10 protein-coding genes are annotated in these 16,187 nt (G+C 67.6%); 6 read left to right on the top strand and 4 right to left on the bottom strand.

Going from position 1 to position 16,187, the window contains the following annotated elements:
* Positions 1-2: 2 nt before the first annotated feature.
* Positions 3-1,415 (top strand): GAF domain-containing sensor histidine kinase, encoded by a 1,413-nt coding sequence (locus tag D5S19_RS02520; RefSeq protein ID WP_120021701.1) that lies wholly within the window; start codon positions 3-5, stop codon positions 1,413-1,415.
* Between the two features lie 257 nt (positions 1,416-1,672).
* The gene (locus tag D5S19_RS02515) at positions 1,673-3,832 is read left to right on the top strand and encodes a hypothetical protein (protein ID WP_120021700.1); all 2,160 of its coding nucleotides are present in this window, start codon (positions 1,673-1,675) and stop codon (positions 3,830-3,832) included.
* On the opposite strand, the gene D5S19_RS02510 is transcribed toward D5S19_RS02515, so the two are convergent.
* Together D5S19_RS02510 and D5S19_RS02505 are read right to left on the bottom strand one after the other, a co-directional pair.
* The gene (locus D5S19_RS02510) at positions 3,820-5,352 is read right to left on the bottom strand and encodes a hypothetical protein (protein WP_120021699.1); all 1,533 of its coding nucleotides are present in this window, start codon (positions 5,350-5,352) and stop codon (positions 3,820-3,822) included. The genes D5S19_RS02515 and D5S19_RS02510 overlap by 13 nt on opposite strands.
* A 27-nt stretch (positions 5,353-5,379) precedes the next feature.
* Positions 5,380-6,006, bottom strand: coding sequence for a response regulator (locus D5S19_RS02505; protein WP_120021698.1), 627 nt, complete (start codon positions 6,004-6,006; stop codon positions 5,380-5,382).
* Positions 6,007-6,311: 305 nt separating this feature from the next.
* On the opposite strand from D5S19_RS02505, the gene D5S19_RS02500 reads away from it, so the two are divergent.
* Together D5S19_RS02500 and D5S19_RS02495 are read left to right on the top strand one after the other, a co-directional pair.
* Positions 6,312-10,352, top strand: coding sequence for an AAA domain-containing protein (locus tag D5S19_RS02500; protein ID WP_120021697.1), 4,041 nt, complete (start codon positions 6,312-6,314; stop codon positions 10,350-10,352).
* Positions 10,352-11,203 (top strand): hypothetical protein, encoded by an 852-nt coding sequence (locus D5S19_RS02495; RefSeq protein WP_120021696.1) that lies wholly within the window; start codon positions 10,352-10,354, stop codon positions 11,201-11,203. Before D5S19_RS02500 ends, D5S19_RS02495 begins: the two co-directional genes overlap by 1 nt.
* Positions 11,204-11,245: 42 nt before the next feature.
* Here the strand turns inward: D5S19_RS02495 and D5S19_RS02490 are convergent, their stop codons facing one another.
* Entirely contained in the window at positions 11,246-12,052 is an 807-nt protein-coding gene (locus tag D5S19_RS02490; RefSeq protein WP_120021695.1) for a thermonuclease family protein, read from the bottom strand.
* Positions 12,053-12,271: 219 nt separating this feature from the next.
* Between D5S19_RS02490 and D5S19_RS02485 the strand changes: the two genes are divergently transcribed.
* Positions 12,272-13,813, top strand: coding sequence for a 3'-5' exonuclease (locus D5S19_RS02485; RefSeq protein WP_120021694.1), 1,542 nt, complete (start codon positions 12,272-12,274; stop codon positions 13,811-13,813).
* On the opposite strand, the gene D5S19_RS02480 is transcribed toward D5S19_RS02485, so the two are convergent.
* Positions 13,802-14,122, bottom strand: a complete 321-nt coding sequence (locus D5S19_RS02480; RefSeq protein ID WP_120021693.1) for a nucleotide pyrophosphohydrolase — start codon at positions 14,120-14,122, stop codon at positions 13,802-13,804. The two genes, D5S19_RS02485 and D5S19_RS02480, sit on opposite strands and share 12 nt — an antisense overlap.
* A gap of 91 nt (positions 14,123-14,213) precedes the next feature.
* On the opposite strand from D5S19_RS02480, the gene D5S19_RS02475 reads away from it, so the two are divergent.
* Positions 14,214-15,500 carry a hypothetical protein gene (locus D5S19_RS02475; protein WP_233573676.1) on the top strand — a complete coding sequence of 429 codons (1,287 nt, stop codon included), beginning with the start codon at positions 14,214-14,216 and terminating at the stop codon, positions 15,498-15,500.
* Positions 15,501-16,187: the final 687 nt, after the last annotated feature.

Genomic DNA, 16,187 nt, shown 5'->3' with positions numbered 1-16,187 from the left:
TCATGGACCCGACACTCGCCGCGCGCGCCTTGTCCGCCGCCACCGAGATCACCAGCACCGCGTTGTCCGGAGATGATCCGGAAGGGGTGCTGGAAACGGTCGTGGCCAGGGCTGCCGAACTCGCCGAAGCCGACCTCGGCCTGGCCATGGTGAGCGCCGACGACGGCCGGGTCGTCGTCGAGGCGGCTTACCGGCTGACCGGTTATGACGGTGACCAGTCCGGCGTGACGGCTGAGGGTGCTGATGCTGGTGCTGGTGAGAGTGGCCGCGCGGGTGCTGGTGCTGAGGACGGTGGCCGTGCGAGTGAGGGTGCCGACGAGAGTAGCCGTGCGAGTGGTGGTGCCGAGGACAGCGGCCGCGCCGGTGCTGGTGTCGATGACTGTGGGGTTGCGAGCGTTGGTGCCTCCGGTGGTGTAGCTGGGCGTGCTGGTGAATCCGGGCGGGCGGAACGGGCTGACGTGGGGGCGGCGGGGCCGGTCGGGGAGTTGCGTGGGTTGACGTTGCAGGCGGACTCGGCGGCCGGCTGGGTGGCGCGGGGTGGGGCACCGGTGTCCGCGGTGGACTTTCTGGTGGATCCGCGGACGGCACCGTACGTGCCGGACGAGTTGCGGGGGTACGGACCGTTCGCTGCTGCTCCGTTCGGGTCTGGTGGACGGGTGCTCGGTGCGTTGACGGTGTATCGGCGACAGGGGCGGGAGCCGTTTTCCGCAGGCACGGTGGAAATGCTTGCAGCGTTCGCGGCGCAGGCGGGTGTCGTGCTCGCGCTCGCGGAGGGCGCCAACGCGCGGCATCGTGTCACGCTCTACCAAGAGCGTGAGCGGATCGCCCGCGAGCTGCACGACGTGATAGTGCAGCGGCTCTACGGCACGGGCATGCAACTGGACCGCGTACGGCGCAATATGCGCAAGCGGTTTGCCCAGGCCGACGGAGCCCGGCTGTCCGACGCGATCGACCAGCTGGACCAGACCATCGAGGAGATTCGCGGCACGGTGCGTGCCCTCCGCTCGCCGGAACCGCGCCACGACCCGGGCACGCCAACGGATCTGGCCGAATCCGCGCGGGGTGAGGTGCGCATTGCCGGGGAGCTGCTCGGCTATCCGCCCACCCTCGAACTCTCCGGTGAGTTCGCGGACATCCCGGCGGAACGGGGCGATCACATCCGCGCCGCCCTGCGAGAGGCACTGTCCAATGTGGTCCGCCATTCCGGTGCGAGCGAGACGCGGGTGACGCTCACGCGCGACGTGGAGGGGGTCAAGCTCCGCGTGCGGGACAACGGATCCGGTGTGCCCCAAGGGGTTGCGACCCGCGGACTGCGCCACTTGGCCGAGCGCGCCGATGCTGCCGGTGGCCGGTTCTACATCAACTCCTCTCCCAGTCTCGGTACGCTCGTCGCGTTCGATCTTCCTGTGGACTGAACGGTTCTTCCGAAGAAATCAGATGGGCCAGCTGTCACGGCTCCTTTCCGCCACCTCTCCGATGATACTGGAGGATCGAACATACATTCGACTCTCGATGGGGTGAACCTGGCAGGGCTCCCGTCGAACGGCTGGTGGCGGGCCATGAAGCCGCAACGGCCGTCCGGCGGATTTCCACCGACCGGTTCACGGACCGTGACGCCCCTCATGCGCGCTGCTAGCGTGGATGGCGAACATCAAGCACGAGGGGGAAGTACGTGAGTGAGGAGTGGCGAGCGGAGTTCGTCAAGCAGTGCGTCGCGATGGCGTTCACTGCGACCGGGAAAGTCGCCGACTACTTGTGGAAACGGTTCACCGGCCGGGTGCGGGCCTCGCCCGCCGAGCTGGAGCGTGCCGTGCGCCGGCTGCTCGACGAGGATCCCGAAGCGGCCCGCGAACTGCGTGAGCTACTGGCCGGCGAGCTGCCCTCCGGCCTCTCGAAACCACGGATCGTGGCCCATTCCGGCCCGTTCGTCGACCGGCACGAGGCCTGGCGGCAGCTGGCCGGGCGCACCGGTACCGCTGTGCTGTCCGGCCCGCCGGGGATCGGCAAGACCGCGCTGATCCGCCAGTTGGCCACGGAGACCACTGGCGCCGGCGGTGCCTACCCCGACGGTGCGCTGCTCGTGGATCTCGACCGCTTCCGCGACGGTCCGGGAATGCCGTTGGCGCGGGCCAGGATCATGACCTACGTGCTGTCCAGGCTCGGCATCGCCATCGTCGCGGCCACCACCGAAGAGCTGGCCGCGCAGTACGAGGCGGCCCTCGAACCGTTGCGGCTGCTGCTCGTGTTCGACCAGGCCGAGAGCGCCGAAGAGCTGCACGGCCTGGTGCCACCGGCGCCGATGAGCCTGATCCTCGCGCTCACCTGCGGGCCGGCCGAGGATTTCGTCTTCGACTTCGCTCCGCACATCCCGCTGGGGCAGCTCGAACCGGGCACCGATCGGCAGCTGCTCGAAGCGATCTGCGGAGCCGAGCTGCTCGCGCGGGATCCACAGGGCGTCGAAGCACTGCTCGCGCAGTGCGACCGGGTGCCACCGTTGCTGGTGGCCGCGGGCGAAGCGGTCCGGCAGCGGGCAGGCTTCACTCCGCAGCCGTTTGCCGTCGTGGCGAAGGAATTCGCGAACGGTGCCGGGCCGGACAAGGTGAGCCAGGCCTACGACGAGCTGGTGGCCGGGCTCGGCCCGGAAGCCGGCGAGCTGTGCCGTCTGCTCACCGCAATTCCCGGGCCCAGCTTCACTCCCGAGACGGCGAATGTCCTCTTCGGACGGGAGAGCGGCAAAGCGCTGGCGGAACTCCATGCGCACGTACTGGTCACCGCGGATCCGGACGGTTGGTTGCGGCTCGGCAGCCAAGCCCGCCAGGCTGTCTCGCGCACCGGGAACACCACCGGTACCGATGCGGCGTTCGCTCGCCTGCTCAGGTCCTACACCGCCCGGGCCGTCCAGGCCGATCTGCGGAAGCCGGACCGGTTCCGGGTCTACGACACGACGGTGCCCGTCAGTACGGACGTCGTTGTTCCGGAAGTCGACTGGCTCGCCGCCGAGATGCCGGTGTTTCGTGCGCTCGCCGTGGCGGCTTACCAGCGGGGCTTTCACGACGAGCTGAAGCAGCTGTGCGGTGCGCTTGAAATCGTGCCACTGCACCGCAATGTGCATCGTGAGTTCGAGGAGATCCTCCGGTGCGGCATCGCCGTGACGACCGATCCGGCCTTGCTTGCCAGGATGGTCAGCCAGCACGGCCGGGTGTTGTCCCTGCTGGGCGAGTTCGCGCTGGCCGCGCAGGACTTCGACCGCGCTGCCGAGCAGCTGCGCCGGATTCCTGACCCCGGCACGGCTCGCCACCGGCAGCTGGCCGCGTCGGTCGAGGAGTTCCGCGGGCTGTTCCATCGGGAGCAAGGGCAGCTCGCGGAGGCGGCGGAGCGCTATCACCGCGCGCTCCTGCTCACTCGCGAGCTGAGTATACCCGGGATACCGCATCGTGGGCGTGGGTTGAGCGCCCGGATGCTGGCCAATGTGCTCGTCGGGCTGCGCCGGGCGCCGGAAGCGCTCGGTCTGCTGAGGGAAGCCGAAGAGAACACAAAGGACGATGACACTCGCAACGTCGCCCAGGTCTGGCTCGTGCGGGCCAAGGCGTTCGCGGAGACCGGACAGGCGGCCGAGGCGCTGGGGCTGTTGCCGGAGGTCTGGCGACTGGCGAACCAAGCTCGCAGCGACCAGTACGACCTTGAGATCGGTGAAGCGCTCGGCGACGCGGCTTGGCGGGCGGGCGATCCGGCCCAGGCTCGGCAGTACTGGTCCGGGGTCTGGCGGCGATACCAGCTTTCCCGGCATCCGCGGGCGGCCCGGCTGTATCACAAGCTCTACTACGGGATCTGAACCTCGCCGGTCAACGGCAAGCGGCGCACGACCCGCCAGTGCGCTCGCGACGCGGTGACCAGTGGCTCGGGGCCAGGGAGTTCCACCACCTGATCTTTTGTCCACAAGCGACAGATGCCGGGTGCGGTCTCGGCGATGAGCCGGGCGTGCGGACGTTGCCGCGCGGTTGCCTGTGCCCAGGACAGGAAGTCGTCGGCGGCTTCCCGGTACACCACGCTCGCACTCTCCAATTCGGACAGTGTGGCGAGTTCGGCGTGCGCGACGACGTGCTGGCCGGGTAGTGGTGGACCGGGGACGGCGGCGGGGAAGCGGGCCACGGTGTGGCCGTCGGCAGCGACTCCGACGCGGAACGCGGCGACCGGCTGACGCTCCGGCGCCGGATCGGCGACGGGCGGGAACACCGCAGGCCACTGTGGTGCGGGGAGGTCGAGCGTTTCGTACAGCAGTGGCCGCAGGATTTCCGCGCACTTGCCCGGGTATTCCACCGCCTGCCCGGCCACGTCCTCGATCGGCCCGGCGGCGATCGCGTTGTCGAGCTGATCGGAGAGCGGGGCAGGCCCGAGCTGGGGCGCCACCGCAATCAGGTTTGCCAGCGGTGAGCCGGGGACCACGGTATCCGCGACCGGGCTGCCAAGAATCACCGGAACCCGTGCGGCCGTCGCGTAAAGCGGCATCGATCCGCAGTCTGCGACGCAGACGTCGGCCGCCAGGATGGTTGCCTGCCAGCCGTGTTGCGGGGGAATCACGATGAGTCCGGCACGTATCGCGGTGGCCAGGTTCGCCCGGATCTGATGTGGACTGTGCGCCGACCAGACTCCTGGATGCAGGACCAGGCTCACCTGGTACTCGTCCAGCGGAAGTTCGGACAGAAACCGTTGCGGCAGAAGTGGATCGGTACCGATCAAGGACTGCGGTCCCCAGGTTGACACGAGTACCACGTGCTTGCGGGTGCCGATGCCGAGTACCCGCCGGAAGTGCGGCACCCGGTGCGCGCTCGCCAGCATCCGGTCATGGCAGGGATCGCCGATCACGACGGCCCGCGCGGCCGCGGCGGGTTCGAGGCGGTCCAGCTGGTTGGCGTGTGACAGGCCGACGCGCACGTGTTCGCCGCGCAGCCGGTCCGGGTTGAGGCCGGAGACAGTGGTGCTGTCCGGGTAGAACTTCTGGTGGCCGATCCCGTGCGGGACGAGCAGAACCGGGCAGTTCAGCTTGTCCAGCGCGTCATTTTCGCTGGCGGCCACGGCTAGGTCGAACGGCGTATCCACGGCCTGCTCCCACGGCAGCAGCGTGGCCTCCAGCGTGGCGAGGAATTCCTCGAGACCGGCGCCGAAGATCGCCCGGCTGCGGTCGTCGAAGGTGAATGCGACCTGCACCCGGTGGTCGTCCTCGAACAAGGAGTGGATGTCGAGCAGCCGGGTCAGCGTGGTGACCGTGCGTGCGACCACCAGGACGCGGCGCTGTACCTGGTAGGTGAGCCAGTGGTCGTAATCGCGATCGACCGGTACTTTTCGCCGGAACAACGGGGGGGGGGGTGCCGTTTTCGGCCATCACTTGCCGCGGCGGGCGATCCACGCGGCGGCCTGGGTGCGACGTTGCATACCGAGCTTGGCCAGTACCGAGGTGACGTAGTTCTTGACCGTTTTCTCCGCGAGGAACAGGCGTTCGGCGATCTCACGGTTGGACAGGCCCTGGCCGATCAGCTCCAGCACGTCGCGTTCGCGGTCGGTGAGCGCGGACAGCTCGTCGGTGGGCGGGTGGCGCAGCTTGTCCAGCACGCGGGCGGTGCTCACCGGGTCGAGCAGCGATCGGCCGGCGGCCACCTCGCGCACGGCGTTGACCACGTCCTGGCCGCGGACCTGCTTGAGCAGGTAACCCGAGGCGCCGGCCATGATCGCGCCGACCATCGCCTCCTCGTCGTCGAACGCGGTCAGCATCAGGCAGGCTGGTGGGTTCGGCTTGGACCGCAGCTCCCGGCACAGGGTGATGCCGTCCCCGTCCCCGAGCCGCACATCGACCACGGCGACATCCGGCTCCAGGTGCATGGCCACCGCGAGCGCCTCTTCGACACCCCCGGCCTCGGCGACGACCTCGATGTCCGCCTCGTCCCCGAGGAGGTCGCGCAACCCCCTCCGGACCAGTTCGTGATCATCGACGAGCAGCACCTGGATCGGCATATCTCCAGGTTACGGGGGGCGGGGCCATGCGTCCGCCGGTGGTGCCGTAGGCCACCGGCAGCTCACCGCGGTAACGGCGGGAACCGCTTCTCGTTGCGGTCGAACGCGGCCGTTCGAGTGGATCAGGTCCGGTTGCGGACACGAATCCGCTCGCTTCGACGATCCTTTCCCTCAGCGCCGCCGAATGGTGTGCCGGGGTGGCTCTTTCGCCGGGCACACCCTTCTGCCATTCTGTACGGCTCGTCGCAGAATGACGGGCACTGGCGACGCCAGGTCCGACAACAGTTCTGCCGAGGGGAAAGTGAATGACGGTGGAGATCGATCCACGGCGGCTCCAGCTGGTAACGGAAGCCGCCGACGGGTGGCGCAAGAGACTGATCGACTTCACCACGTCCAATACGATGCTTGCCTTCAGGAACACGAAGCAAGGCTGTCTCGACCTTACCGAGGCTGCTCCGGACGTGGTCGCCGCGGTCGTGGCCGGCGAAAAGGTGCCGTTGCGCAGGCTCTTCCCGGATCAAGAACGGCACCGCGAGGCCTGCGTACGTGCGCGTGCGCTCAGCCGGAAGATCCAGTTATTCGAGGAAGAACAGGGTGTCGAGGTAGGCCGGCTGGCGTCCGGTTTCGTACGTACGTCCCCTGAACAGCATAAAGGGGCGAAGCCGGTGCTCCGGCTCCGCGCGCCACTGCTCTTGCGTCCGATGGCGGTCCGGCCGCGGACTGCTTCCGAGAGCGATTTCACCCTCGAAGCCACCGACGACATCGAGGTCAACCCGATCTTGTTGCATGTGCTCAACGAAGAGTACGGGGTCGCGATCGAGCCGGAGCAGTTCGCTGCCCACGTCGAGAAGGTCTTCGTCGCGAAGGCTGACCTGGATGCCCAGGTCGAAGCGGTGTTCGGTGAGCTTGCCCGGACCGCGGCGGACCAGGGCATCGAGCTGACTTTGGAGAAGGCCGTAGTCCTCGGCGTTTTCAACTACGCCAAGCTGCCGATGGTCGAGGATCTGGCTGCGGCGACCGAACTGCTGGCGAGCCACGAGTTGGTTGCCGCGCTGGCGGGCGATCGGCAAGCGGCCGTGGAACTGGCCCAGGAATCCGCAGCCTTCGTGCCGCCATCTACCGACCGGCTACACCCGACCGAGGAATTCCTCGTTCAGGATGCCGATTCTTCACAACATCGAGCGATTGCCACCGCACTGGCCGGGCGGCATGTCTTCATCGAGGGCCCACCGGGCACCGGGAAGAGCCAGACCATCGCGAACATCATCGCCGGAGCTGCTGCGACGGGGAAGAAGGTGCTGTTCGTCGCGGAGAAACAGGCGGCCATCGAGGCAGTGGTGAATCGGCTGGCCGAGGTCGACCTGGACGGCCTGGTGCTCGATCTGCATCAGCAACGGGCCACGAAACGAGAGGTCGCGAGGCAGCTCGGGGAAAGCCTCGAACGGCTGGCTCAGCAAGGGAAGGTGGACGCCGGGGACCTTCACGACCGGTTGGTCCGGTCGCGCTGCCACCTGCTCGAACATGCGGATGAACTGCACAAAATGCGCGAGCCGTGGGCTTTGTCCGCCTACCAGGTCCGCGAACGGCTGCTGGCACTCGGTCCGGGTCCGGTGATAAAAGGAGGGTTTCGCGGCGCACAGCTCCAGCTGCTGGACCGGGACGTCGTGCTCGGCCTTGAGGAGAAGCTGCGGCGGTATGTCAGCCTCGGCGGACTCAGCGTGGTCAATGGGGAAACGCCCTGGCACAAGGCGAACATCCGGTCCGAGGACGACGTGCGGCGGGTGCTCGTGGAACTCGACGAACTCGCCGGGAAGACGCTGCGGCAGGGCAAGGACGGCATGCGCGCCCTGCTGGGCAGGACCGGATTGGCCGAGCCGAGGGACATTTCCGGCTGGCAGGTGGTGCTCGAGCTGCTTGACCAGGTCTCCGGCACGGTGCAGGCGTTCGGGCCGGACATCTTCGGCACCGAGCTCGATGCGTTCTGGTTCGCGACCGCGGATCGAGCCACCCGGGTGAGGGACCCGCGAAAAATGCCGTGGAAGCAGCGGCGAGCGTTCCTGAGACAACTACGCGAGATGTCCGCCCAAGGTCTCCGGAAACGTGCTGATCTGCACGCGCGGCTGCGCCAGGTGGTCCAGCAACGACAACGCTGGCGTGAATTGGGCGGCGTGCACACGCAGCCCGCACACGTGACCGGCTTGGCTGACATGATGGAGCAGTACACCGAGCTGCGTCGCCAGCTCGCCGCGGTCGCGGCCTCGGCCTGTAACCCGGTTCTGGAGACTGGCTCCACTCCGGACATCGAGCGGGAGGTGTCGCAACTGCACGAAGACCGCAAGACGCTTATCCAGATGCCGACTCTGACCGCATTGGCCGAGGAGTTCGGGCGGCTCGGACTCCTCGGCCTGATACAGCAGATCGCCGGTCAGCGGCTCAGCCCGGACCACGCGTGGGTGGCGTTCGAACGGGTTTGGCTGGAGTCGATCGAGGACGAACTCAGGTTGACCGTGCCTGCATTGCGCGAATTCATGGCCGACGAGCAGACCCGTGCGCTGGCGGATTTCCGGGAATCCGACCGGGTACACCTGCGGCTGTCCGCTGCCCGGGTGCGGCGGCAGGTGGCCCGGCAGGCAATGGAAGCGCGGGACAGCTTCCCGGCCCAGGCCCAAGTGCTCAAGCGGCAGGCGAGCCTGCGCTCCCGGCACCTGCCCATCCGCAAGCTCGTCGAGCAGGCGTCGGACGTGCTGCTCGCCGTCCGGCCGTGCTGGGCGATGTCACCCCTGGTGGTCAGTCGGATGCTACCTGCCGAACGTTTGTTTGACCTGGTGGTTTTCGATGAGGCCAGCCAGATCCGGCCGCACGATGCGATCACTTCGATCATGCGGGGTCATCGGCTGGTGGTCGCCGGCGACGAGCGACAGCTGCCACCGAGCAACTTCTTCGACAAAGTGCTGGTCGAGGAGGAATCCGGGGAGGACGCGGCGGATACCGCCGAGCTCTCGGACTACGAGTCGGTGCTCACCGCACTGCGTCCGGTCATCCCGAACAGTCAGATGCTGCGCTGGCACTACCGCAGCGCTGACGAGCGGCTCATCGCCTTCTCCAACCGGGAGATCTACGGCGACCGTCTGGTCACCTTTCCCGGCGCGCATCAGGACAGTCCGGTCACCCTTGAAGTAGTGCACGGCGAGGCTTCCCCCGGGCAGCACGGTTCGGCCCCGGCCGAAGTGGCCAGGGTAGTGGAACTCGTGCTCGAGCACGCGCGCTCGAGGCCGGCGGAGAGCCTTGGCGTGATCACTCCCGGGGTCAACCATCAGGCTCGGATCGAACGGGCGCTGCGGGAGGCTCGGGGGCAGTACCCGGAACTGGCCGGGTTCTTCTCCGCCGAGGTCCCGGTCGGCCGCCGGTTCTTCATCAAGAACCTGGAAAGCGTGCAAGGAGACGAGCGGGACGCGATCATTCTCAGCGTAGGTGTTGCCAGGGACGTGACCGGAAAGGTGAACCGGACCGGCTTCGGTGTGCTCAACTACGACGGAAGTGAACGACGGCTCAACGTCGCGGTCACCCGGGCCAAGCGACGGATGACCGTGGTGTCGTCCTTCACCGCGCAAGACCTCGAACCCGTGGACCGGGTCACCGGGACCGAGCTGCTGCGGAGGTACTTGGAGTTCGCTGCCGTGAACGGACGGATCGACGAGGTCGGCCGGACCGAGCGGATCGAGCTCAACGGGTTCGAGCGGGCGATTGAGGCCGCGCTGCGCGAACGCGGTGTTCCGGTGCACCCACAGTGGGGCTTTTCCGGCTACCGCATCGACTTTGCGCTCGCCCACCGCGATGAGCCGGGCCGCATGGTGCTTGCGGTGGAGGCCGACGGCGACCGCTATCACCGGTCGGAGAGTGCGCGGGACCGGGATCGGCTTCGGCAGGCGCACCTCGAGCATCTCGGCTGGCGGTTCCATCGGCTGTGGTCCTCGGCTTGGTTCGCAGACCCGGGCGCCGAAACCGATCGCATCGTGAAGGCTTGGGAGCAGGCGATGGCCGAGCTGGACGTCGGGCCGGTCGAGGAGGTGCCGCTCCAGCCTGTTGCCGTGCCTTCCGCGGCCGCCACCGAGCGTGGGCCGCGACCGGATGTGCCGGCCGGTCTGTCCATTCAGGACTACAGCGAGACGCAGCTGATCGGGCTCTGCGTCTGGCTGATGTCCGATCGATTGCTGCTCGACCGGGATGTCCGTCTACAGCAGGCGATGACCGAACTGGGGTTCAAACGGCGTGGGCAGAAGATCCTCACTCGTCTCACCCGGGCCATCGAGATCGCTCAGCATCATGTGACCAAGAAGGAGAATTGATGTTCCCGCTCGACCCGCGCACGATCGGAAAGCTGGCGGAGACGATCGCCGACCTCGGGGGTCCCTACGAACGCCGGGGCTCGGAACTGGCGGACCTGTTGGCGAACGCCGGCTGGGCGGATCCGCCGGAGTACGACGGGTCGCCGCGGATTCCTTGGCTGCGGGAACAGCTCGAGGATCGGCGGTACAACCGTGCAGAGACCGAACGATTGCTGTGCCGGGTCTGTGATCCGATCGAGTACGACGGTGGTGCGGCGGTCGCCGAACAGTTCCGGTCGGCGGTCAACGAAAAGCTGGCACCGGAGGATTTGGTGGTCACCTATGTATCCGGCCGGCCGGTCATCGGGCAGCTGACCAAGGACGGGAACCGGCCGACGTTCACCGAACCCGCGGACTTCCGCGACCGGCTGGAACGGCTGTTCGCTGATCCGGTGACGGTCGACATGCTGGTGCGCCGTCTGGACGAGACCCGGATCTGTGAGTCCGGGGGTGCTTACACGATGGCTGTGATCGGAATCGGCAGCCTGGTCGAGGGACTGCTGCTGCAGCTGTTGCTGGAACGCGACGAGGAACTGCGTGACAAGGGTTTCCCGGACCCCCGCGGGAAAGGTGGGCGCAAAGACGCAAGGCGGGTCACTCTCAAGGAGCTGATTGATATCGCGCACGGCAAGGACTGGATTCAGCTCGATGCCGCCAAGTTCGTGGACACTGTGCGTGATTTTCGTAATTTCGTACACCCGCGTAAAGAGTTGTCGGAACAGCCTCGGTTCGATCGAGACAGCGTGATGCTCTGCTGGGGCCCGATGCATGCGCTCTTGAACGATCTCGAGGAGAATCTCGCTCCGTTGTAGGCAACCCGGTGGCGCCGGTGCAGACCGGCGCCACCAGCAATGCTATTCGCAGGCGATCCCGTCACCATCGCGGTCGAGTTTGCGGCTGTAACCAGGTTCGCCGGCGTGGAGCGGAGCGACTCCTGCGGCCCGCGCGGCGTCGCAGTTCTTGTAGTAGGAATGTGCCGGTGCCTCCTCGGTTGTGCGAGGCGGGGGAGCTGCGTGCGTCGTGGTCCTCTTCGGAGGTGCCGAAGGCTCGGGGGTGGCCGGGGCCGGTGGAGCGGGAAGGGCCTGTGGAGTGGGCGCGGTGATCACGCCCTTGCAGGGTGCTGACCACAAACCGGTGGCCGCTTGACGGGCGGTCGTTTCTGCGCTGTGCAGGGCGGTCGAGGCGGCGTCAGTGGCGACCTGGGCGTAGCCGCTTTGCAGGGCGGTAGTGGCGTAGTCGGTGCCATCGGGCAAGGTGAATGCAATGCCGTTGGCAAGATCAGTGGTGATGTGGATTGCCGAGCCGAGCAGCTTCGAGGTTGCCCACGTGACGGTTTCGCTGGCGTAACAGTTGCTGCCGGTCGCGACCGCGATGCCGAGGACATGCGCGGTGCGATGAGACCCGTCGCTTCCGGAAATCTCGACAGTGGCGCCATCTGTTACCTGGCTCACCAGATAGGTGGCCGGCGGTTTCGTCGAGGTGCTGACGGGGCCAGATGTGGACGAAGTGGCTGGTGCGGCCACTGCCTGCGGCGCCGGTTCCGGTGCCTTGCCGAAGATTGCGCCCAGGACGAAGAGAATCGCGAAAACACCGAGTGTGATCATCAACCACTTCGGCATCGTCTTCCGGGGGCGCGCCGGGTGGTCCGGAGTCGGGTGCATGGCGGAATTCCTCGTTCCTGGGTGTGATATGCCAAAGGGTTCTCGCGGAGAACCGGATCGGCGTTACGCCCGAAGCGCGCAACTGTCCATCATCACCTGAACAGCCGAGGAATGTGGTCACGAAGTCGTCACAAAATCCGGTTTCGGACTTACTGTGGTGACAAAGAGGCCGCCTTCGACGATGTCTTCCGGAGTCTCCGGAGAGGAAACGCGAGCACGATGGCCGAGTTGATCGAAGAACTGTCCTTGACCCTGCGCGGCCAGGTGCCCGCACATGAGGTCGAATTCGCCGCGATCGAGGTGAAAACGACGGGACTGCGGACCGGGCGGATCGTCGAAGCCGGAGTCGTGCGGTACCGGGGTGACGGGACGTTGCTCGGGGAGTTCTCGACCCTGGTCGATCCGCGGGAAGGGCTGGCGACCGGATGGCGTGGCCCGCATCGGATCACTGGTGCGCAGCTGGACGGTGCGCCGGCGTTCGGGGACATTCTCGGACCGCTGATGGACCTGTGCCGAGACGCTGTGGTGGTCGCGCGGGATCTCCCGCTGACGAGTGGTTCTCTTGCTTCCGAAACTGCCAGGCTCGGGGTTGTGCTGCCCGCGTTACCCGGTGTCTCGCTCGTCAACGCCGCCCGGGTGGCTCTTCGGTTGCCCAACTACCGTCTCACCACCATTGCTCGCGCGTTTGGCATCGAGGATTTCGCGGGCTATTTGGCAGCGCCCTCCGTGCGAGTGTGTGCCGAGGCGATGATCGCGCTGGCAGGCGCGCATGAGCTGGGTTTCGCGATGGCACCTCGGTTCCCGTCGTTGCCACGATTCGCCGCAGCTGGGCCGATCAAACGCCGTCCGGACGAGGATGCAACCGGAGAGGGCTGGATGGCAGGGGTTGTGGACCGGGTGATGGCCGATCCGCACGGCATCGGCGCTCCGGCCGCCGAGGTGTATCTCGACCTGCTTGCCGAAGCGGTGGGAGATCAGTTCCTCTCCGCGGAAGAGGCGCGGGCGCTCGCCGGGCTGGCGGCGGAGGCCGGGATGCCCGAAGCGGAGGTGCGACGGCTGCATGTCGAGTTCGTTGCCGCAGTGCGGGCAGTTGCGGAGGCCGATGATGTGGTCACTGCCGACGAGCATCGTGAGCTGCGTCAAGTCGCCGATGCGCTCGGAGTTTCGGAGGTGATTGCGGACCTGCGGCCGACCGGCTCCGGGCGCAAGGCGACCCGGGTGCTGGTGCTCGGCACGAGCGCTGGTGCGGACCGGCTGCGGGCGGGGGTGCTGGCAGAAGGCGTCCAACTCGCCAAGCGGCTCACCGCTTCGGTGACACACCTGGTTTATGACGCGAGCGTGCAGCCGGCCGACTCGCGGATCCCCCGCGCAGCCGAGCTGGGCGCTCAGGTACTTGAGATCGCGGCTGCCCCGGCGGCGCTCGGCTTGGCGCCCACCGGGGCGATGGACCAGCCTGCACCGAGAATCCAGCCCGACACGGTGCAAGCAGAGCTGCCTGCTCCGGGGCACGCCGAGCTCACAACAGGGACGTTCTCGGTCGCGGAAGTACCCCCCGGCACGCTACAGACCGTGCCGAGGGGTGTTCTCGGCGGTCGCGTGATGATGACTTTGGGCCTGGTCCTGATGTTCGTCACAGTGCTGGCGCTGTTCGGCGGCTCGAGCCTCGCAGGCGGGATCGTCGTCGCGATCATCGGTGTGGGGAGCTTGGTCGGTGGCTGGTATATGGCGGAGGAGGCCCGGTTCCGCAGCTCACCGCGGTAACGGCGGGAACCGCTTCTCGTTGCGGTCGACCTTGGCGTTCGCGGCGGCGATGAGGTCGATGCCGAGCACGTCGGCGAGGCGGAGCAGATACAGCGTGACGTCGGCGATCTCGTCTTCGACGTTGAACTCGCGGGCCGGGTCGGTGCGCCAGGCCGCGGATTCCTCCGGGGTCAGCCACTGGAACAGGGCGATCAGTTCACCGACTTCGCCGGAAAGCGCCATGGTCAAGTTCTTCGGGGTGTGGAAGGGCTCCCAGTCGCGGGCGGCGGCGAAGTCACGGAGGCGCTGGGTCAGATCGTCGAGAGTCACCGGATCTGACTACCACGGGTGTGCGGCTGGGCCGAAAAGACTACGCCGTTGGCCCACACGCGCGCTCGGGCCGATACGGCAGACTGGTGCTGTGAGCGGTCCCCCCGATTTGAGGTCCTACCTGCGTGGCTTGGACGTGGGGACGCTTGCCGACCTGCTGTACGCGCAGACTCGGCGTGACCCTGAGCTACGGCATTCGCTCGAGTTGCGGGCGGCGACCCAGTCCGGAGACGTGAGCGAGGCACATCGGTTACTGGATGCGGCGGGATCCGATCCGGACTACGCGGCCAAAACCGGGGCCGTGCTGGATACCGTGGCCCGGTTGCTGGACGCCGGGAGCCGGGCGGATCTCGCGCCGCTCGCCCGTCGTGCGGTCGAGGACATCGCCGGGATGCTGGAGCGGCACGGTGATCCCTCCGGCGACCTCGGGGAACGGCTGGAGCGAGCGGTCGCGCTGTACGCGCGGGCGTGCGCGGCGCGGCCGCCTGATCCCGAGCAGCTCGCCGACTGGATTCTCGAAGTCTCCTTCGAAGGGCGGCTGGTGATCGAGCTGGCCGACTTCTCCGGCGCGCTCGGCGAAGCCGGTACCGCCCGGATCAAGTCCACTGTGGACGAGGTGCTCGCCGGGGCGCCTGCCGGGCACCGGTTGGCCGTTGCGCAGCGGCTCCAGGAGGAGGTCGCGGAGGTAAGCGGCGACGTCGACGGGCTGGTCGCGATCCTCTCCGCGAAACCGCCGCGGGTCGAGGTCAGCCTGAAGATCGTGCGGGTGCTGCGGGCGGCGGGACGGCACAGCGAGGCCATCGCGTACGCGGCTCGTGCGCTCACCCCGCACAAACCGGATCCGGTGGCGGACGTGGTCCTGTTGCGGCGCAAGGAGTTCGACGAACATCCTGGCCCGGAGACGTACGCGGCCTTGCGGTCTGTGGCGATGGAGGCCGGAGTCTGGGCCGCGCAACGGGTTTCCGCGGTGGCTCGCTTGCGGGAACGCGCGACCGACGGCGAGGAACGGGCCGGCGAACTCGTCCGAGCGTTGCTTGCCGAGGACCGGCCGGACGAGGCCTGGCGGGCGTGGCAGCGGTTCGGCGCGTCCCCCGAATGCCGGCTGGAACTGGCCGCGGTGCGGGAGGGCACGCATCCGGACGAGGTGATCCCGGTGTACCGCAACCGGATCGAGTACCTCATCGAGCAGAAGGACCCACAGGCCTACCGTGAGGCGGCCAAGCATCTGAAAAAGCTGCGCAGCTTGCACAAACGGACCGGGACGGCGGAGGAGTTCACCGGGTACATGGCCGAGTTGGTGACCGTGCACCGGCGCAAGACGCGGCTGGTCGCGGAGATCCGGGCGGCCCGGATCGCGCTGCCGAAAGCGACGGCTTGACGGCTGAAGGGGCTGAGGCGTTGACCCGGGGGATGGCCAAGCAGGATCGGCGCCGCAGGCGGGAGTAGGGCCGAAGTCGCGGGTAGGACGACTGAGGTACAGGTTTTCCGGCCGGGCGACCGCTGCGTCCACAGTAGACGGCCCGGATCCCCGTGAGAACGGGGTACCCGGGCCGTCCGGCGAAACCGAGGGGTCAACGCCTGAGGGAGACCCTGACCGGGGCTGGGGCCGCGCGGGTCCCAAATGCGAGCAGGCTGCGGCGCCGCAGGTAGGAGTAGGGCTGGAGTCGCGGCCCGGGTCCCCGTGAGAGCGGGGTATTCGGGCCGTCCGAGGGGCCAGGCCTGGCGGAGGCCTTGATCAGGGCGCGGGATACCCCAAGCGGGAGCAGGCTCGGCGCGGAGAGCAGGAGCATGGCCGACGTCGCGGGCAGAGCTGCTGCGGTACAGGTTGTCCGGTTCGGACGACCCCTATGTCCACAGTAGACGGCCCGGGTCCCCGCGAGAACGGGATACCCGGGCCGTCCGGCTAAGACCACATCTCATTTGGGGTTGTTGTGGGTCACAAGATCCAGCTTGACGGCTCGGCGGTAGCAGATCACTGCGCAGGCCAGCTGGGTGAAACCCAGGAAATGGGCGGCCTTGCGCTCGTAGCGGCGTGCCAGCCGCCGGAACCGGGAAACCCACTCCA

The organism is Amycolatopsis panacis (genome assembly GCF_003600245.1).
Lineage (GTDB): Bacteria > Actinomycetota > Actinomycetes > Mycobacteriales > Pseudonocardiaceae > Amycolatopsis > Amycolatopsis sulphurea.
This window is presented reverse-complemented; position numbering and strand designations above follow the sequence as displayed.